22 protein-coding genes are annotated in these 17,751 nt (G+C 37.1%); all 22 read right to left on the bottom strand.

The window, feature by feature from the left end:
* Positions 1–33: 33 nt before the first annotated feature.
* Positions 34–408, bottom strand: a complete 375-nt coding sequence (locus H9632_RS01765; RefSeq protein ID WP_225223616.1) for a multidrug transporter — start codon at positions 406–408, stop codon at positions 34–36.
* On the bottom strand, positions 405–908 hold the full coding sequence (locus tag H9632_RS01760; RefSeq protein ID WP_191702401.1) for a chemotaxis protein CheD: 504 nt from the start codon (positions 906–908) through the stop codon (positions 405–407). The genes H9632_RS01765 and H9632_RS01760 overlap by 4 nt, the downstream gene beginning before the upstream one ends.
* Positions 905–1,543: a chemotaxis protein CheC gene (locus tag H9632_RS01755; RefSeq protein WP_191702400.1), complete on the bottom strand. Its 639-nt coding sequence runs from the start codon at positions 1,541–1,543 to the stop codon at positions 905–907. The genes H9632_RS01760 and H9632_RS01755 overlap by 4 nt, the downstream gene beginning before the upstream one ends.
* A gap of 52 nt (positions 1,544–1,595) precedes the next feature.
* Positions 1,596–2,045 (bottom strand): chemotaxis protein CheW, encoded by a 450-nt coding sequence (locus H9632_RS01750; protein ID WP_191702399.1) that lies wholly within the window; start codon positions 2,043–2,045, stop codon positions 1,596–1,598.
* Positions 2,046–2,066: 21 nt separating this feature from the next.
* Positions 2,067–4,160: a chemotaxis protein CheA gene (locus tag H9632_RS01745; RefSeq protein WP_191702398.1), complete on the bottom strand. Its 2,094-nt coding sequence runs from the start codon at positions 4,158–4,160 to the stop codon at positions 2,067–2,069.
* Positions 4,161–4,175: 15 nt separating this feature from the next.
* The gene (locus tag H9632_RS01740) at positions 4,176–5,144 is read right to left on the bottom strand and encodes a protein-glutamate methylesterase/protein-glutamine glutaminase (RefSeq protein ID WP_404829000.1); all 969 of its coding nucleotides are present in this window, start codon (positions 5,142–5,144) and stop codon (positions 4,176–4,178) included.
* 26 nt (positions 5,145–5,170) lie between these two features.
* Entirely contained in the window at positions 5,171–5,314 is a 144-nt protein-coding gene (locus H9632_RS19105) for a hypothetical protein (protein WP_404828999.1), read from the bottom strand.
* Positions 5,315–6,193: a MinD/ParA family protein gene (locus tag H9632_RS01735; protein ID WP_191702397.1), complete on the bottom strand. Its 879-nt coding sequence runs from the start codon at positions 6,191–6,193 to the stop codon at positions 5,315–5,317.
* The gene (gene flhF / locus H9632_RS01730; protein ID WP_191702396.1) at positions 6,177–7,373 is read right to left on the bottom strand and encodes a flagellar biosynthesis protein FlhF; all 1,197 of its coding nucleotides are present in this window, start codon (positions 7,371–7,373) and stop codon (positions 6,177–6,179) included. The genes H9632_RS01735 and flhF overlap by 17 nt, the downstream gene beginning before the upstream one ends.
* A complete protein-coding gene (gene flhA, locus H9632_RS01725) occupies positions 7,370–9,403 on the bottom strand; it encodes a flagellar biosynthesis protein FlhA (protein ID WP_191702395.1) in 2,034 nt (677 codons plus the stop codon). Before flhA ends, flhF begins: the two co-directional genes overlap by 4 nt.
* A gap of 23 nt (positions 9,404–9,426) precedes the next feature.
* Positions 9,427–10,521 (bottom strand): flagellar biosynthesis protein FlhB, encoded by a 1,095-nt coding sequence (gene flhB, locus H9632_RS01720; protein ID WP_191702394.1) that lies wholly within the window; start codon positions 10,519–10,521, stop codon positions 9,427–9,429.
* Position 10,522: 1 nt separating this feature from the next.
* On the bottom strand, positions 10,523–11,299 hold the full coding sequence (fliR, locus tag H9632_RS01715) for a flagellar biosynthetic protein FliR (RefSeq protein ID WP_191702393.1): 777 nt from the start codon (positions 11,297–11,299) through the stop codon (positions 10,523–10,525).
* Between the two features lie 4 nt (positions 11,300–11,303).
* The gene (gene fliQ, locus H9632_RS01710; RefSeq protein ID WP_191698397.1) at positions 11,304–11,573 is read right to left on the bottom strand and encodes a flagellar biosynthesis protein FliQ; all 270 of its coding nucleotides are present in this window, start codon (positions 11,571–11,573) and stop codon (positions 11,304–11,306) included.
* Positions 11,574–11,586: 13 nt separating this feature from the next.
* Positions 11,587–12,252: a flagellar type III secretion system pore protein FliP gene (gene fliP / locus H9632_RS01705; RefSeq protein ID WP_191702392.1), complete on the bottom strand. Its 666-nt coding sequence runs from the start codon at positions 12,250–12,252 to the stop codon at positions 11,587–11,589.
* Entirely contained in the window at positions 12,249–12,932 is a 684-nt protein-coding gene (locus H9632_RS01700; RefSeq protein WP_191702391.1) for a flagellar biosynthetic protein FliO, read from the bottom strand. Before H9632_RS01700 ends, fliP begins: the two co-directional genes overlap by 4 nt.
* Positions 12,933–12,936: 4 nt before the next feature.
* Positions 12,937–13,299, bottom strand: a complete 363-nt coding sequence (locus H9632_RS01695) for a response regulator (RefSeq protein WP_191702390.1) — start codon at positions 13,297–13,299, stop codon at positions 12,937–12,939.
* Positions 13,300–13,323: 24 nt separating this feature from the next.
* On the bottom strand, positions 13,324–14,553 hold the full coding sequence (gene fliY, locus H9632_RS01690) for a flagellar motor switch phosphatase FliY (RefSeq protein WP_191702389.1): 1,230 nt from the start codon (positions 14,551–14,553) through the stop codon (positions 13,324–13,326).
* Positions 14,546–15,541, bottom strand: coding sequence for a flagellar motor switch protein FliM (fliM, locus tag H9632_RS01685; protein ID WP_191702388.1), 996 nt, complete (start codon positions 15,539–15,541; stop codon positions 14,546–14,548). Before fliM ends, fliY begins: the two co-directional genes overlap by 8 nt.
* A 42-nt stretch (positions 15,542–15,583) precedes the next feature.
* A complete protein-coding gene (fliL, locus tag H9632_RS01680; protein ID WP_191702387.1) occupies positions 15,584–16,009 on the bottom strand; it encodes a flagellar basal body-associated protein FliL in 426 nt (141 codons plus the stop codon).
* Positions 15,996–16,220: a flagellar FlbD family protein gene (locus tag H9632_RS01675; protein WP_191702386.1), complete on the bottom strand. Its 225-nt coding sequence runs from the start codon at positions 16,218–16,220 to the stop codon at positions 15,996–15,998. The genes fliL and H9632_RS01675 overlap by 14 nt, the downstream gene beginning before the upstream one ends.
* Positions 16,221–16,295: 75 nt before the next feature.
* Positions 16,296–17,276, bottom strand: a complete 981-nt coding sequence (locus H9632_RS01670; protein ID WP_191702385.1) for a flagellar hook-basal body complex protein — start codon at positions 17,274–17,276, stop codon at positions 16,296–16,298.
* Between the two features lie 97 nt (positions 17,277–17,373).
* Complete coding sequence (locus H9632_RS01665; protein ID WP_191702630.1) at positions 17,374–17,748, bottom strand: TIGR02530 family flagellar biosynthesis protein; 375 nt, start codon at positions 17,746–17,748, stop codon at positions 17,374–17,376.
* Between the last annotated feature and the right edge of the window lie 3 nt (positions 17,749–17,751).

Here is a 17,751-nt window from a genome sequence, read left to right as displayed (position 1 = left end):
GAATACAAAAAAAGAGCCGAAAGTACGACTCTTTTATCGTGAAAGTGCCTCATCGCCATGCAACATCGTTCGAACAACTTGAGCAATATCCTCCGTATTTTCTTCATCAAATTCCATTGTGGACTGATTACTACGAGTTGTGAATTGCTGATTACTCTCGTCTATCGTTGTTTTACTTATAATCTCATCTTCGGTTTCTACAAAGACAGGAGTTTCCGGTGTATAGAAAACATAGCCTAGGAAATAACGAAGGAAATACGTACCACAAAATGCAATGAACGCGACTAAAAAAGATGTACTTATTATTTGGAATGGCAAAGCATATGGATTTTGAATTGCCCAAATAAAATAAACAGCGAACGATAGTAATGCTGCCCATAAGTTATAAAATATTGAACCAAACATCATATTTCACTCACTCCTTTATTAACTGTTCGGACATTGAGCATGTTTGTTACTGGACTAAACTCGATTGTGCGACCACTATTTCCACCAGTGTCTTCTGAAATAATGGGTATGTTCAGCTTTTTCAATTGGGTTTTTACGGCATCGACATTTCTTGGACCGATACGCATCGAATCTTTATCTGATGTAAATTGGAACATTTGTGCCCCACCGGCAATTTTAGCTTTCATTTTATAGCTTTGTGCCCCTTCTCGCTTTAAACTGTCTACTAAAGCAAGAATACCCGTATCAGCAAATTTGGCTTCATTAATAGTGTTGGTACGATTCAGGCTTGAATCAGGTAACATTACATGAACCATTCCACCTATTTTTTTAGATTCGTCATAAATAACAACTCCAACACAGGAACCTAGACCTGAAGTACGAATCGTATTAGGAGCTTTAACGATATCCATTTGTGCAATCCCTACTTTAATCACATCATTTAAATTAGTAACAATCATGTAGTAGGTACTCCTAATGCTTTAAAAATTGTTGCAAATGAATCCGGTTCCGGCATTAAAAAGAAATGCCCCTTCACCGCCTTATCATCGGAAATCGCTTCCTCATAAATAGATGTATTTATAACAATTACAGTGTCGCTTATTTGCGATAGTTCAATAAGCCCAATACTAATAATAGCCCCGAACATATCAATACTTAATCCCGGTACAGTCGGATAGATTTTAAGTCCAGTAAAATCAGATAAAGCAGATAAATAAGAGCCCGATAAAATATTGCCCATTTCCTGCATTGCAGATAAACCTAAGTCAGAATAAGGAGGCGTATTAAAATCAAAAGAATCATCACGTATTAAGCTACGAATAAATCGATTGGCCTGCTCAAGCGGTAGGATAAAAAACATACTCCCATTAGCATCACCTTCAATACGAAGATAAATTCCAACAACGACATTTTCCGCCCCACCCGCCAGTTCCATCATTTCATTAAATGAAACCATTTTTACATCTGGTACGCGCATATCTATTTTCTTCTGCAATAAATTTGATAATGCCGTAGCAGCATGTGCAGCACCGATATTTCCAATTTCCTTCAATACATCTAAATGGATCGAAGTAATATTTTCATTGAAGTTCATTTATAATCCCTACTTTAAATAGAATCCACATAAGATAATATTGGAAAATTTATTATTTCTCAATTGTATTTAACACTTTATCCAAATGAAGTAAAATCAATAAACGGTTTTCTAATTTGGCAACCCCTGCGATAAAATCCTCGTCAAGGGAGCCAACTACTTCTGGTTGCTGTTCAATAGATGTCGCATCAATGTCTAACACATCATTTGCAGAATCAACTATAAAACCAACTTCCATTGTTTCCAATGCTATTATAATAATTCGTGTTGTATCTTCATTTCCCGATATCGGCAAGTCAAAACGTTCACGTAAATCGATAACTGGTGTTACGACGCCTCGAAGATTAATCACGCCTTTAACATAACGCTCTGTTTTTGGTACACGGGAAATGTGCATTAATTTTTCAATTCCCTTAACGTGAGAAACAGGAATTGCATATTCTTTATCAGCTAATTGAAATACAATTACTTTTAAGTTTTTTTGCTCTATTGCATTCGTCATCTTTCACACCTCTTATCCTTTTTACTTCATTAATGCATTACAATCCACAATTAATGCCACTTGACCATTTCCTAAAATCGTTGCACCAGAAATCGCAAAAATATTTGTCAAATAATTCCCTAATGACTTCAGGACTATTTCCTGCTGTCCTATAAATGAATCCACTACTAATCCCGCTAACTTGTCACCTTTACGAACAATAACGACAGAATGGAAGCCATCATCATTTTTCTCTTCACGCGGTACTTCGAAAATCTCTTCAAGGAAGACAAGCGGTACAACTTTCCCACGGAAATCAATAACTTTTTGATTATGGGCATTTAAGATATCAGAAGTACGGATAATGGATGTTTCAATAATTGACGATAATGGAATTGCATAAATTTCCTTTTCAATTTCCACTAACATAACAGAAATTATCGATAGAGTTAATGGTAATTGGATAGAGAATACAGAACCAACATTTTGTGTCGATTCGATGGAAATATTACCACCTAATGATTCAATTGTCGTTTTAACAACATCCAAACCTACACCGCGACCAGAAACATCAGAAATGACATCCGCCGTCGAGAATCCTGACGCTAAAATCAGCTCATTAATTTGCTTGTCTGTCATAGCCAATGACTGTTCATGTGTTACGATTCCCTTAGAAAGGGCTTTTGCCAACACTTTATCACGATTAATTCCTGCACCATCATCTTCTATTTCAATAAAGACATAATTACCGCTATGGTAGGCGCGGAGTTCGACTGTTCCTTCTTCCGGCTTGCCTTTTGAACGTCGTACTTCCGGACTTTCAATGCCGTGGTCTACAGAGTTTCGAATTAAGTGGACGAGTGGATCTCCTATTTCATCGATTACTGTACGGTCAAGCTCTGTTTCAGCACCAACAATATTAAGTTCAATTTTTTTATTTAAATCACGGGATAACTGACGTACCATTTTAGGGAAACGGTTAAATACTGTTTCTACCGGAACCATCCTCATTGTCAAGACGATATTCTGCAAATCGCCCATTGTGCGACTCATACGTTCCACCGTTTCATTTAATTCTCCGTGATTGACTTCATTAGCAATCGACAATAAACGACCTCGATCAATTGCAAGCTCTTCAAATAAATTCATTAAAATATCTAGACGTTCAATATTTACACGAATTGTTTTGCTAGTAGTATGGCCGCTAGATTTACTGTTAGTATTTGATGCCGTTTTTTGTTTTTCGGCAGGAACAGAAACATCATTGGCTGACGGTGCCACCTCATCCTGAATAGGTACTTGTACGTCAATCGCATTTGTTTTTGTAACAAACACATCCTGATGAATTTCATTGACAATGACGCTATCAATTTCGGAAACTTTCATCAACATTTTATGTAAATCTACAGATGACTCCCTCGAAATAAAAGCAACATGGAATTCACTGTCGAACTGTTCTTCTTCCAGTCTATCTACGGTTGGCGATGATTTAATTACATCACCGTTTTTTTCCAAAATTTCAAATACCATATAAACACGGGCTGCTTTTAATAAGCAATCTTCTCGTAAAGCTATCGTAATTTCATAGGCATTAAAATCTTGTTCTGATGACTGGAAAATAACTGTCTTTTCAAAGTCATCATAAGATAATTTTAAATCAGCTGCTGTAAGAAAAGTTTTTTCATTTGGCTCGACAACCATTGTAGCTGCACTTTCCAATTGTGCTAATTTTTCTTCGGCTACCATTGTAGCTGGTTCTCCCGATTCAATACGCTTTAACTTTTCAACAGTCTCTTGGACATTCCGTTTTCCATCTCCACCATCAGCGATATGAAACACCATCTCTTCAAGATGATCGACAGATTCAAATACAACGTCCAAAATTTCTGCAGTAACTTTAATTTTTCCGTTACGGATGGCATCTAGTATATTTTCCATTTTATGTGTTAAATCTGCTAAATCCTCATAGCCCATTGTTGCTGCCATCCCTTTTAATGTATGGGCAGAACGGAATATTTCTCCAACAATTGTTAAATCGTCCGGATTTTTTTCTAATTCTAATAAATGTTCGCTGCATGCTTGTAAATGTTCTTTGCTTTCTTCAATAAACATTTCTAAATATTGATTTAATTCCATTTAAGACACCCCTTTTTAAGGCATATATTTCATAATTGTCTGTGCAATAATATCAACATCCGCCACTTCATCTATAAGCTGCGTTTCCACGGCAGCTTTTGGCATCCCATAAACGATACACGTTTCGGCTGACTCTGCAATAGCAATTACATTTCCTGTTTTTTTTAGTGAAACTAGACCTTTAGAACCATCATAACCCATTCCGGTCATAATTACTGCAATTTTATCAAACTCGGAATATTGACTTACATCTTCAAACATGACATCTACAGATGGGCGATGCCCCGATCGTGGGGGCTCATTTTGGTCCAGTAAGACAGCGAACGTTGAACCGACTTTTCTTAATTTAAGATGATATCCGCCTGGGGCAATATAAGCCGTTCCATTTTGTAATATATCACCTTGTTCTGCTTCTTTTACATGAATATCACTTAAATGATCAAGTCTTGTGGCCAACGATTTTGTGAATCCTGCAGGCATATGCTGAACGATCAAAATCGGTGCGTTTACAGATGCAGGTATTTTTGTAATCACTTCCTGTAATGCCCTTGGACCTCCTGTAGAAGTACCGATTAATATAATTTTTCTGGACGTTTTCCCCCATACTTTTAGGGGGATTGCAGAATTAATCGTTTCCAACGGTTTTGTCTTTTTACGGTTAATGGATTCTTCATTCGCAAATGTCATACGTTTTGGTTGATTAATGGCTAAAGATGTACGTAACGGCTTTTTCAACTTCGAGATGGAAATTTTCGAAGCTCCAACCACTTTCCGAACTAACTCATCTTGAATTTTATGTAAATCTAACGAAATTGTTCCACTCGGTTTAGCTACAAAGTCAACAGCACCATACTCCATGGCCATTAAGGTATTATCTGCTCCTCGTTTCGTCGTACTTGAAAGCATGACGACAGGCACAGGATACTTTAGCATAATTTCCTTTAAAGCATCCAAGCCATTCATTTCGGGCATTTCAACATCCATAGTCACTACATCCGGTTTTAGCTGTTCTATTTTTTTAGTGCGTCTTTGCCGTTGCGTGCTGCTCCTATTACTTCAATGTCTGGATGGTCCAAAAAAAAATCACTTATTAACTTCCGCATAAAGGCAGAATCGTCAACAACCAATAACTTACTTTTCTTTAGGATGTTCATTTAACCACGACCTCTCGAAAAGATGTTTTTTAATTTGGATAAAAACTTACTCGATTGACTAGAAGCATGCACTTCTTTCATTTCTGTTGCTGCTGTTAAAAACTGCTGAACGAGCTTGCCCATAGTTTTTGAGATAGGAGCGTCTGGATAGGACGTCGTAAACAAGGTTTGCTGACGTACTGCTTGGCGAACAACTGGATCCTCCGGAAGGGACCCAAGAATGTGGACATCCTTTTCCAAAAACTTCACCATGACCGTTTTTAACCGCTGAGTCGTTTCCAAGCCTTCATCTGCTGTAAATGCACGATTACATAATAAATAAAACTCCTTCTGAGGGTCTTTTAGGTGAATAAACTTCATCATCGAATAGGCATCCATTAAGGAAGTTGGTTCAGCTGTTGAAATAACGATGATTTCCTCGATTGATGTCAATAAATCGAGCGACCACTCAACGACACCAGCACCCATATCAAAGAATACAAAATCATATTCCTTTTGCAGTGATTCAAAAGCATTTATTAGACGTTCAAATACAGCCGGGGACCAATCCATTAATGACGACATACCTGATCCGCCTGATATATAGCTGACACCTTCTTCTGTTTTAAACGTAGCATCATCCAGTGCCACTTGACCATCCAAGTAATCTTTCAAACTATATTTCACAGACTTGCCCACTAAAATATGGACATTCCCCATCCCGATATCCATATCCAGGATGATTACCTTTTTACCTGCTTTAGCTAATAGTGTTGCAAAGTTGGTTGTAAAATTGCTTTTTCCTACTCCGCCTTTTCCACTTACAACTGCAATTGATCTTCCTATATGTTCTTCGCTTCCAAGCATTTTTTGACGTAGTTTCTCAGCTTGATCCTTCATCTAAAATCTCCTTGAAAAAAAGCTCTAGTAAGTTATCACTACTTGGTTGTTCTATATCTTCTGGTACTTCTTGACCATTAGTATAGTAAGCGAGTCCCTTATTATATTTAATCATTAAATTAAACATAGTGCCAATAGAATTTGTTTCATCAAGCTTTGTAAAGATAAATTTTTCTATATTTATGTCTTTAAATTGATCAATAATTGATTCTAAGTCTTTTTGCTTTGCCGTTAAAGACAACACTAGGTAAGATTCCAGTTGGTCATCAAATTGAATTAGAGACTTTAAATCTTCTACATATTTAGCTTCTTTATAGTTTCTTCCGGCAGTGTCGATAAAAATTAAGTCTAAATGGGCTAATTTTTTTATCGCCTCAGCATAATCCGCAGCATTATAAACGACCTCTACAGGTGCCTGTAATAGAGCCGCGTAAGTTTTCAATTGCTCTATCGCTGCAATTCGATATGTATCGGTCGTTATAAATCCAATCTTCTTTTTCTTTTCCAAAACTGAGCGTGCTGCTATTTTTGCAATCGTTGTCGTTTTTCCGACACCTGTTGGACCTAAAACGTTTATATATTTTTTATCATACAATATTCCACTAATCGGAAGATCGTATAATTCTTTTCTTAAATAGTCTTTAGCAATCTCCTGCATTTGATCCCACGTAATTTGATTGCCATTTTGACTGTAATATTCAAAAAGCTCATCACTAATTGCTGTGATAAGCTCCTCTCCAAGTTCCTGCTGTTGTAAAAAATCGACAAATGGTAGGAATTCATCAGGATATTGAGATTGTGTCGACATACGTTGCATTGATTGTATCATAGACTTTAATTCAGCAATTTCTTTCCCGAAATTTCCTGATAGTGCAGATCCATCCACTTGCGAAGCCTTTTTAGGTTGTTCCACATGTGTAGATGGCTGAATCATAGGTGTTGATCCACCATCCCTGAAAGATGGGATAGAGGGAATGTCTTGTAAAGGAAAGTAGGTTGATTTTTTCTCCACTTGATCATAGCCAGCTATTACTTCATAACTTTTATTTTTTACCAAACCAAAAAACTTTTTCGTTATAACAACTTTTGAATTTAAAATCACTGCATCCTCGCCTAAATCTGACCGGATTTGTTTCATAGCCTCGGCAATGGAAGGTGCATTATACTTTTTCATCTTCATTCGACATTCACCACCCCAACACTTTGAATTTCTACTGCTGCATCCAGCTCATTATAGGATAGAATTGGAACCTGCGGGAAATAACGCTCTGTCAATTGTCTTAAATACAAACGCACACCAGGTGAACATAGCATGATTGGTGATTGCTCCATATAAGAAACTCGCTCAACTTCTTTTGCAATTGCTTCTAGAACAAATTGTGATTCTTGTGGATCCATTGCTAAATAGTTACCATGGTCTGTTTGCTGAATGCTGTCTGCCAATAACTTTTCCACCTTTGCAGAAACAGTAATGACCTTCAAAGCTTGTTGACCACCCACAAACTGAGCCGTTATTTGTCTTGCCAATGCTTGTCTTACATACTCGGTTAATATATCTGTATCACTCGTAAGCTTTGCATAGTCTGCTAGCGTTTCAAATATGATTGGTAAATTGCGTACGGAAACATTTTCACGCAATAATTTTGCCAATACTTTTTGCACTTCTCCAATTGAAAGTGGCGCTGGAATTAATTCATCCACTAATATCGCATGCGTTTCTCGCAAGTGGTCTATTAATTGTTTCGCTTCTTGACGTCCCAGTAAATCATGGGCATTTGCTCGAATAATTTCAGTTAAATGAGTTGATACCACACTCGGTGGATCTACTACTGTATATCCAAACATTTCTGCATCTTCTTTTACTGCTTCTGTAATCCACTTTGCAGGAAGACCGAATGATGGCTCAATTGTATCAATTCCATCAATAGAGTCGTCATCTCCAGGACTCATTGCTAAATAATGGTCCAGCAGTAATTCACCTCTTGCCATTTCATTACCCTTAATCTTAATTCGGTATTCATTCGGTTGTAGCTGTATATTATCACGAATACGAACAATTGGAATAACAATCCCAAGTTCCAATGCAAGTTGACGACGAATCATAACAACTCTGTCCAGTAAATCTCCACCTTGCGCAGCATCCACCAATGGAATCAACCCATATCCAAATTCAAATTCAATTGGATCTACATTTAATAGGTTAATAACATTTTCGGGACTCTTCATCGTATCCGAAGCCACTTCTTCCTCAATTTCCAACATTTCTTCTGGTGTTTCATCCTTTTTACGATCCATTAGGAACGCACCAATTGCCAATACTGCAGCAACTGGAATTGTTATCCAATCTGGGATCGGTGTAAACAATCCAAGTAATAAAATCGTACCTGCAGCAACATATAGTAATTTTGAATGCGCAAATAATTGATCGGTGATGTCCGAACCAAGATTTCCCTTAGAGGCAGCACGTGTTACTACAATCCCTGTAGCGGTTGAAATTAATAACGCGGGAATTTGTGATACAAGCCCGTCACCTACTGTTAGTAACGAATATTTTGCTGCAGCTTCGCCAAAGCTTAGCTCCATTTGGATCATACCAATAATCATACCGAAAAGTAAGTTTATTCCTACCATGATAATTGAAGCAATAGCGTCACCTTTTACGAATTTTGTAGCACCATCCATGGCACCATAAAAGTCCGCTTCTCCCGCTACCTTTTCACGTCGTTCACGCGCTTCCTTTTCTGAAATCATCCCTGCATTTAAATCAGCATCAATACTCATTTGCTTACCCGGCATCGCATCCAAGGTGAAACGTGCAGCTACTTCTGCAACTCGCTCAGCACCTTTTGTAATAACGATAAATTGAATAATAACTAGTAATAGGAATATTACTAAACCGACTAAAATGTTACCGCCCGTCACGAAATTCCCGAATGTTTCTACAACTTGTCCTGCATCACCTTCTGCTAAAATTGCACGCGTAGTAGAAACGGATAAGGCCAAACGGAAAAGTGTCAATAAAAGTATAACAGTCGGAAAAATCGAGAAATCAAGGGCTTCTTTCATATTCATTGCTGTTAATAATACGAGAAGCGCCAATGTAATATTGACGATAATCAAAAAGCTTAATAGCCAAGGTGGAAGAGGGATAATGAGCATCGCTACAACCATAATGACTGCAGCTAAAACCCCTAAATCGCGTATTTGCATTGATGTCCCTCCTGAAATCTCTGTTAAATTTTGCGTTTAATACGGTATACATATGCAAGAACTTCAGCGACCGCTTTGAAAAATTCTTCAGGCACTGCTTGGCCGATTTCCACTTGATCATACATTGCACGGGCAAGTGGCCTGTTTTCGACCATAATGACATCATGTTCTTTTGCAATGAGTTTTATTTTTTGTGCGACAAAATCAGTACCTTTTGCCACTACTCTTGGGGCGTCCATTTGGTCCTCATCGTATTTTAACGCAATGGCATAATGGGTCGGGTTTGTAATAACCACGTCTGCGGCAGGGATTTCCTGCATCATTCTACGCATCGCCATTTCCCGTTGACGCTGTTTAATTTTGGACTTAATTAAAGGATCGCCTTCCGAATTTTTATGTTCATCTTTAATATCCTGCTTTGACATTTTCAATTGTTTTTCATATTCGTATTTTTCATAAATATAATCAATCAATGCGATGAACACGAGCATTATAGAAGCCGCTATTCCCATAATGGCAGATAAATAGGCAACAGTCGCCAATATTTCTGCGGGACTATGTAAAGCAAGCGATAATACATCTTCTAAGTAGATGATGATTACCACTGTGGTAACCGTTCCAATCAATGTCACTTTCAATAATGATTTAATTAAATTGACGATTGCCCGGACAGATATAATTTTTTTTATCCCTTTAATAGGATCCATTTTCTTTAAATCGATTTTTAAAGTTTCTGTTGTAAATAATAAGCCAAATTGAAAAAAGTTAGCTCCAATACCTGCAATCATGGCGACAACCATAATAGGTAAAACTATAATCGCCATCTCTTTTATGGACTCGACATACATATACATAACTGTTTCGGCATTCAGCGTTTCAATTAACATATTGCGCTCAAGCCCTTGTAGTAAAAATCCTTTTACCCCGTTATACATAAATGGTGCAAAAAAGAGTAAAAAGAAAAATGACAGTAATAATAATACAGCTGCAGTTACATCTTGACTCTTTAATACTTGTCCTTTTTTACGTGCATCCTGTCGCTTTTTTGGTGTTGCCTTTTCAGTCTTTTCTCCTGCAAAAAACTGAAGATCTACTTCTATTAAAAGTTTTAACTCCATCTTAGCCACCACCTAAAATAACCATTAATTCACGTAATGAAACAATCATAAATTCAATCAGTTCCTTCATAACTCCAACTAATACACCCATAGTCACTATCATTACAAGAAAGCCTACCGCTATTTTAATAGGAAAGCCGATAACAAAAATATTCATTTGTGGCACGGTTTTCCCGGTAATCCCCAACGCTAATGTTACTAAAAACAGAGTTGCAACTATTGGAGCTGACATTTGAAATGCAATGGCAAAAACAGAAACAAACATTTTCATAATAAACAATACGGTTCCTTCTTCCCCAAAGTTCGGAAAGAATTGGTCCATAGGTAAAAACTGATAACTATAAAATATACCATCCAAAAGTAGATGGTGACCATTAATCGCCAACAATAAAAGCAACGTTAAAAAGTTTAGAAATTGCCCCATTAAAGGAGATTGTACTCCTGTTTGAGGATCAATAATATTTGCCATCGCAAATCCCATTTGGAAATCGATGAACCCACCTGCAATCTGAACAGCAGATAGAATAATCATCGCAGCTAAACCTAACATCAGCCCGATAATCGCCTCTTTTAAAACGAGCAATAAATACACACCATTTATTTCAAATGGTTCCATATTAAACGTGTAATACATCATCCACGCTAAAACAACCGCCAATGTAATGCGTACTTGTGGGGGAATTGTACGGTAAGAAAATAAAGGTACAGTGACAAAAAAAGCAGAAACGCGAACTAAGATTAATAGTAATATTGATAGATTCGGTATTATTTCCGTCATTTCCTCACCCAATATACCGGACTAAATTATTCAAAATATCATGAAAATAATCTGTCATTCTCGAAATCATAAAAGGACCAAAAAATATAATCGCAACCAGTACAGCTACGATTTTTGGTACGAACGCCAATGTCTGCTCTTGAATGGAAGTTGTCGCCTGAAATATACTTACAACTAGACCGCTAGCTAACGCGATTAAAAGTAATGGTCCCGAAACTATCAATATTGTAAAAACTGCATTTTCTGCAACTGCAATGACCATTTCCTGTGTCACTATGTATCATCCCCTAAAAACTTTGAAGTAAAGATTTCATCACTAAATACCAACCATCGACGAGTACAAACAACAATATTTTAAATGGTAGTGAAATCATTACTGGAGGTAGCATCATCATCCCCATCGACATAAGTGTACTTGCGACAACCATATCAATAACTAAAAACGGAATGAAAATCATAAAACCCATTTGAAATGCTGTTTTAATTTCACTTAAAGCAAATGCAGGTACTATTAGCGTCATCGGAATTTCTTCAATCGAATCCGGATACTCTGCTTGGTTATATTCTATAAATAACTCTAAATCTTTTTGCCTTGTATGCTGTGCCATAAATTGTTTAAATGGTATCGTTGCTCGCTCATACGCTTCCTCTAAATTTATTTCTTCATCAAAGAGTGGCTGCAATGCCTGCTCATTTACTTGTTGGAATGTTGGTGCCATTATAAAAAATGTCAAAAACAAGGCCAAACCAATAATGACTTGGTTAGGAGGCATTTGGTTTGTAGCTAAGGCCGTTCTTGTAAAAGACAAAACAATGACAATACGAGCGAACGATGTCATTAATATTAAAAGACTTGGTGCTAAAGAGAGAACCGTCAACAAGAATAATAGCGTAACCGATGTGGATACATTCCCCGGATCGCTTTCAGAAAAGACGGAAAGAAGATCGTTCATCGTTCATCACGCTCCCGTTCTTTCCAACGCTCTAACTCATTACTACGCTGTTTCTTTATTTCCCCTATTTTTTCATTGAACATATCATTAAATTTAGGGCTATTTGAAATATCCTCTGGTCGATTCTTTTTTGAAAATTTCTTAAATAACTCTGCAATATAAGGTGATGTTTTCATCATATTTTGGTTACTTTCAGTTTGACTAAGCAATTGTTCAATCTCCTCTTCGGAATCAATTTCCTTGAGAAGCTGAATATTATCACCTACACCTACTACATATACACTTTTACCGATTAGCAGTAATTGTACAGACTTTTGCTGCCCTACAGACAAGCCGCCGATATTTTTAACTACGGCATTTTGTTGATAGTTTGAGTTACGCTTGTTTAAATACTTCAAAATAAACAATAATAGCCCTAGTACAAATACAAGCGCTATTAAAACTTTTATGTAGTCCCAGAACCCGATGCTGACAGATGCCGATTCAGTATTTTCTGCGTCGGCATCTGTAGCATTGTCTTCTGAAATATTTTCTTCCGAACATACTTCAGGGTTTTCATTACAGTTCTCGTAAACGTTACTAACCATCGCAAAAGTTCCATTTGAGATTGGTGTAAATAATGCCGTTATCAATACTATTCCAACAGCGAGCCAAAATCGAAATGATTTTTTTGCTTTCATGACATCAACCTAATGCTTTTTGAATGGCTTCAATTACACGGTCAGCTTGGAAAGGCTTGACTATAAAGTCTTTTGCACCGGCTTGAATGGCATCAATTACCATAGCTTGTTGACCCATTGCTGAACACATAATGACAACAGCGTTTGGATCTGTGCCCTTAATGGCTTTTAATGCAGCAATACCATCCATCTCAGGCATTGTAATATCCATTGTTACTAAATCCGGACGTAGCTCATTGTACTTATCAACTGCTTGTATACCATCAGCTGCTTCCCCAACTACTTCGTATCCATTTTTTGTTAAAATGTCTTTGATCATCATGCGCATGAAAGCCGCATCGTCAACAATTAAAATCCTTTTAGACATAATCTGATTCCTCCAATTAGAAAACTACCTTAGATTGTTCAAGCGATCGGCTTGACTTAAAATATCTGTGATTCGAACACCAAAGTTCTCATCAATTACTACAACTTCACCTTTTGCGATTAACCTGCTGTTTACTAAAATATCTACAGGTTCACCAGCTAGCTTATCTAGCTCAATTACAGACCCACTGGAAAGCTCCAATATTTCTTTTACTGAACGTTTTGTTCGCCCTAGCTCTACTGTAACCTGCAATGGAATGTCAAGCAGCATATTTAAATTGCGCGCTTCTGTCTGTGATATATTTGCAGATTCGAAGTTGGCAAATTGAGCTTGCTGTACATTTGCTGGCGGTGCCGAATAAACTGGTTGTTGATACATAGACTGTTGAGCCGGTTGTTCAGGCATTGGTTGCTGATACATTGGTTGTGTCGGTTGTTCAGGCATTGGCTGTTGAACTTGCGCTTGCTGTACCTGTTCCTGCTGCTGTATCGTTTGTTGCGGTGCTGACGATGACACAGGTGCAGGAGGAACTGCTGTAGTTGCGGCAATAGGCTCATCAGTTTCTCCCATTAATGACTTTACTATTTTTTTACTAAACTTTAAAGGTAGTAATTGCATTAAATTAGAATCTATTAATTCCCCAATGCGTAGTCTGAATGAAATTTTTACTAATAAATCATCCGGCGGTATATTATCTGTACCTTCATTTTGAGAAATATTCATTAAATCAATGGATGGTGGAGAAATATCCACCTTTTGATTAAATACAGTTGACATAGATGTAGCGGCAGAACCCATCATTTGATTCATTGCTTCCTGAACTGCACTTAATTGTATTTCATTTAACTGGGGTTTAGGGTTTAAGCCATCCCCACCTAGCATTAAATCCGCAATAATTGCAGCATCCGATTGTTTAATAACAAGTAAATTCATGCCGGATAGGCCAACTGTATATTCTACTTGTACGGCAACATACGGATTAGGGAATTCTTCTTCTAAACGATTACGATTAATCATTGAAATACTTGGCGTTGTTATATCTACCTTTTGTCCTAATAATGCGGATAAAGCAGTTGCGGAGCTACCGAATGATATATTCCCTACTTCACCTAATGCATCAATTTCTATTGGAGTTAAATAATCCTCAACTTTTACTTCTTCATTTTGAGGCTCAAGGTTAGCTGAAACATCATCCAATGTCTCGCCTCTTAATAGGGCCTCAATTTCTTCTTGGGAGAGCATTTCATCACTCATCTTCGTCTCCTCCTTTCAAAGGTTCGATAATCTGGACAGCCATTTTTTTATTTAGTTTACCAGGCTGAACGGTGAATTTAGGTAAATCCCCCACTTTTAATGTCAACGGATGTTCAATTTTTTGATTTAGTGGAATGACATCTCCAATCGTCATCATCAAGAAATCTTCAATCGTAATATCTGTCGTGCCTAATTCGGCAATAACAGGTAATTTTGCTTGTTTCACTCGTTTTTCAAGCATCTTAGTTTGCTCAGGAGAAATCTCCTTCGTATTAGTCTGCATCCAGTAACGGACAGATAAATTCGGTACAATTGGCTCCAATACAACATGTGGAATACAAATATTAATCATCCCAGTTGTTTCCCCGATGATAGTATTCAAAGAAATAACAACTACTGTTTCATTCGGTGAAATCATTTGTAAAAATTGCGGATTAACTTCCAATTCTACTAGCATAGGATCGATTTCAGCGACATTTTCCCATGCTTCCCGCAAATTATCAAATGAACGTTCGAATAGATTGGTCATAATTTTTGTTTCTATTTCGGTTAAATTATCGACATTGCTATGACTTGCACCCGTTCCTCCCATCAATCGGTCCAACATTGAATAGGCAATATTCGGGTTAATTTCCATTAGAATATTACCATCCAATGGTGGAACCTCGAAAACATTGATCAATGTCATATTCGGTATAGAACGAACAAATTCTTCAAATGGAATTTGGTCAACAGATGCAACTGTTATTTGTACATAGCTCCTTAACTGAGCGGAAAAGAAGGTTGTTAATAGCCTTGCAAAATTTTCATGTATACGGGTCAAACTTCGGATTTGGTCTTTAGAAAAGCGTAAAGCACGTTTAAAGTCATATACTTTAACTTTCCGTGTTTCGTCATCTTTTTTCATGTCTGCTGCCGACATTTCACCTGTTGAAATCGCTGACAAAAGCGCATCAATTTCGGATTGGGACATTATATCTCCTGCCATTTGCCCACCTCCATTTCAAGATATAAAATAATGTAAACTAATTTATTGAAGTACATATGAAGTAATATATACTTGTGTAATTTCTCCAATTTGCATTAACTCATTTACTTGAGATTTTATTGCATTTTGGAATGCCGTTTTACCTTGTTTCCCCTCTAAAGCCTCTTCTTCCGTTTCTGAAAGTTCCTGAATGACAATATTTTTCACTTGGAAGTCACGCTTTAACAGTTCTTCACCTGCTTTTTTATCTGATGCTTGAATTTTTAATGAAATTCGAACAAAGCTTCCATCAGCTAAATTTGTTGTGATTTCAGGTATATCGACAGAAGACTCAACGATATCATCAATCGTTGGACCACTTGGCGATTCTTTGTCTAGCTGTGTTAATAACACCACTACAATAACACCTATAAGTGTTATCGTCACTAATATAATTAGCATAATTGTTAATAATTTATTGTTCTTCATCTTTTTCACCTCTTAGATGCGGGTTTGATAAAACTTGTATATTCTGATAAAAGACCTTTACCTTTTGCCGCACCTGTTCTTCAGTTTCTAAAACAATGAATTTACGCCCAGTCGTCAGCGTAATTTGAGTATCTGGGAAAGCTTCGACTGTTTCTATGTATAATGCATTTAAAGTAAATGCTTTGCCATTTAAGCGAGTGATTTCGATCATTGAAATAGGGCCGGACCTGCACTTGAGAGCCGGCCCGACCCTCCTTTACAATGAATATATAATATATATTTTAGATTATCGTTTTAAGTTAACTAACTCTTGTAAAATCTCATCTGAAGTTGTGATAATTCGTGAGTTCGCCTGGAATCCACGTTGTGCCACGATCATTTCAGTGAATTCTTCAGAAAGGTCTACGTTGGACATTTCCATGAATCCTGATTGAACAGAGCCAATACCTTCAACAGTAGCTGTTTGACCATATGCAACTCCCGAGTTTGCAGTTTCTTGGAAATAGTTACCTCCATTTTTCTGTAACCCTGATGCATTTGGAAACTTCGCTAATATAAGTTGTCCAGCATATTGGAGGTCTCCTTTATAGTCAACATAGTTAACTGTTCCATCTTGACCAATTGTCATTGATTGTGCTGTAGTAGGAATACGAATAGGGTTACTAAATGCTGCTAAATCAATTTGCGGCGCACCACCACTCCCATCAATTAAGTTTCCTGGTAAAAGTAAACCATTATTTGCTTTATCATTATCCGCTTCACTACCATCAATTGTAGTTGTATCGTCAATCGATAAAGCATCATTAGCATGACCTACTAAATATTTACCTTCTCCATTTACTAAATAACCATTTCTATCCATATAGAAATTACCAGCTCGCGTATAAAGAATGTTTTCATAACCTGGGTCTGCAATATCACCAGTAATAGGATCTGGTTCACCCAACGAGTCGGCTACCATGAAGAAACCATCACCTGAAATTGCTAAGTCAAGAATACGTCCTGTTGTTTGCATTGATCCTGGATTATGAATAGTATCAATTGCTGCTAATTGAGAACCTAAACCTACTTGAGTTGCGTTTACTCCCCCACGAGTTGGAGTAGGAGCAGATGCACCTGCTTGTGTTTGTGAAATTAAATCTTTAAAAATTGTGCGCTCCTTTTTAAATCCGTAAGTATTAACATTTGCGATATTATTCCCAATCACGTCTAATTTCGTTTGGAAGTTTTTTAACCCTGAGATACCTGAATACATTGAACGTAACATATTATGTCGTTCTCCCTTCAATTTCCACTTTTATATTTTTGTTCAGTTGTCTCAATCAGTCAACAACTGTAGGCTTCCTTACTTCTGAAGGTCCAGCCTATAAGAGAATTGTTCCATCGATATTTGTGAATATTTGCTGTTTTGCTTCGGTACGGTCTAAAGCTGTAATGACCGTTGCATTTTTGGCACTTACTATTAAAGCCGCCTGTTCAAGAAGAACCAATGGCTGTTTCACACCTTTATCTTTTGCCTCGGAAACCTTTTCAGTAATTTGCTGCCATTCTTTCGCTGAAATTGAAATATTACGTTCTTTCAGACGTTCCGATGCGTGCTTACTCATTTTAAGTTCTTCGACTGTTACTTGTTTCAAATGGTCAATAAATGATTGCTTTGAAACTTGTTCAGTTTTTTGTTTCACGGCTGGCTGAGTAGGTGGATAATACGGTATATGTTGTATATTTACTCTATTCATCAT

Origin of the sequence: Solibacillus merdavium (assembly GCF_014836935.1) — a bacterium.
GTDB lineage: Bacteria > Bacillota > Bacilli > Bacillales_A > Planococcaceae > Solibacillus > Solibacillus ferritrahens.
Note: the sequence above shows the minus strand (reverse complement) of the source record. Positions and strands in the feature narration are given on the sequence as shown.

What these genes read in the sequence shown, in the direction of transcription:
- H9632_RS01765 (WP_225223616.1), bottom strand. Translation starts at nt 408, where the DNA reads ATGATGTTTGGTTCAATATTTTATAACTTATGGGCAGCATTACTATCG.
- H9632_RS01760 (WP_191702401.1), bottom strand. Translation starts at nt 908, where the DNA reads ATGATTGTTACTAATTTAAATGATGTGATTAAAGTAGGGATTGCACAA.
- H9632_RS01755 (WP_191702400.1), bottom strand. Translation starts at nt 1,543, where the DNA reads ATGAACTTCAATGAAAATATTACTTCGATCCATTTAGATGTATTGAAG.
- H9632_RS01750 (WP_191702399.1), bottom strand. Translation starts at nt 2,045, where the DNA reads ATGACGAATGCAATAGAGCAAAAAAACTTAAAAGTAATTGTATTTCAA.
- H9632_RS01745 (WP_191702398.1), bottom strand. Translation starts at nt 4,160, where the DNA reads ATGGAATTAAATCAATATTTAGAAATGTTTATTGAAGAAAGCAAAGAA.
- H9632_RS01740 (WP_404829000.1), bottom strand. Translation starts at nt 5,144, where the DNA reads ATGGATGTTGAAATGCCCGAAATGAATGGCTTGGATGCTTTAAAGGAA.
- H9632_RS19105 (WP_404828999.1), bottom strand. Translation starts at nt 5,314, where the DNA reads ATGAACATCCTAAAGAAAAGTAAGTTATTGGTTGTTGACGATTCTGCC.
- H9632_RS01735 (WP_191702397.1), bottom strand. Translation starts at nt 6,193, where the DNA reads ATGAAGGATCAAGCTGAGAAACTACGTCAAAAAATGCTTGGAAGCGAA.
- flhF (WP_191702396.1), bottom strand. Translation starts at nt 7,373, where the DNA reads ATGAAGATGAAAAAGTATAATGCACCTTCCATTGCCGAGGCTATGAAA.
- flhA (WP_191702395.1), bottom strand. Translation starts at nt 9,403, where the DNA reads ATGCAAATACGCGATTTAGGGGTTTTAGCTGCAGTCATTATGGTTGTA.
- flhB (WP_191702394.1), bottom strand. Translation starts at nt 10,521, where the DNA reads ATGGAGTTAAAACTTTTAATAGAAGTAGATCTTCAGTTTTTTGCAGGA.
- fliR (WP_191702393.1), bottom strand. Translation starts at nt 11,299, where the DNA reads ATGACGGAAATAATACCGAATCTATCAATATTACTATTAATCTTAGTT.
- fliP (WP_191702392.1), bottom strand. Translation starts at nt 12,252, where the DNA reads ATGAACGATCTTCTTTCCGTCTTTTCTGAAAGCGATCCGGGGAATGTA.
- H9632_RS01700 (WP_191702391.1), bottom strand. Translation starts at nt 12,932, where the DNA reads ATGAAAGCAAAAAAATCATTTCGATTTTGGCTCGCTGTTGGAATAGTA.
- H9632_RS01695 (WP_191702390.1), bottom strand. Translation starts at nt 13,299, where the DNA reads ATGTCTAAAAGGATTTTAATTGTTGACGATGCGGCTTTCATGCGCATG.
- fliY (WP_191702389.1), bottom strand. Translation starts at nt 14,553, where the DNA reads ATGAGTGATGAAATGCTCTCCCAAGAAGAAATTGAGGCCCTATTAAGA.
- fliM (WP_191702388.1), bottom strand. Translation starts at nt 15,541, where the DNA reads ATGGCAGGAGATATAATGTCCCAATCCGAAATTGATGCGCTTTTGTCA.
- fliL (WP_191702387.1), bottom strand. Translation starts at nt 16,009, where the DNA reads ATGAAGAACAATAAATTATTAACAATTATGCTAATTATATTAGTGACG.
- H9632_RS01675 (WP_191702386.1), bottom strand. Translation starts at nt 16,220, where the DNA reads ATGATCGAAATCACTCGCTTAAATGGCAAAGCATTTACTTTAAATGCA.
- H9632_RS01670 (WP_191702385.1), bottom strand. Translation starts at nt 17,276, where the DNA reads ATGTTACGTTCAATGTATTCAGGTATCTCAGGGTTAAAAAACTTCCAA.
- H9632_RS01665 (WP_191702630.1), bottom strand. Translation starts at nt 17,748, where the DNA reads ATGAATAGAGTAAATATACAACATATACCGTATTATCCACCTACTCAG.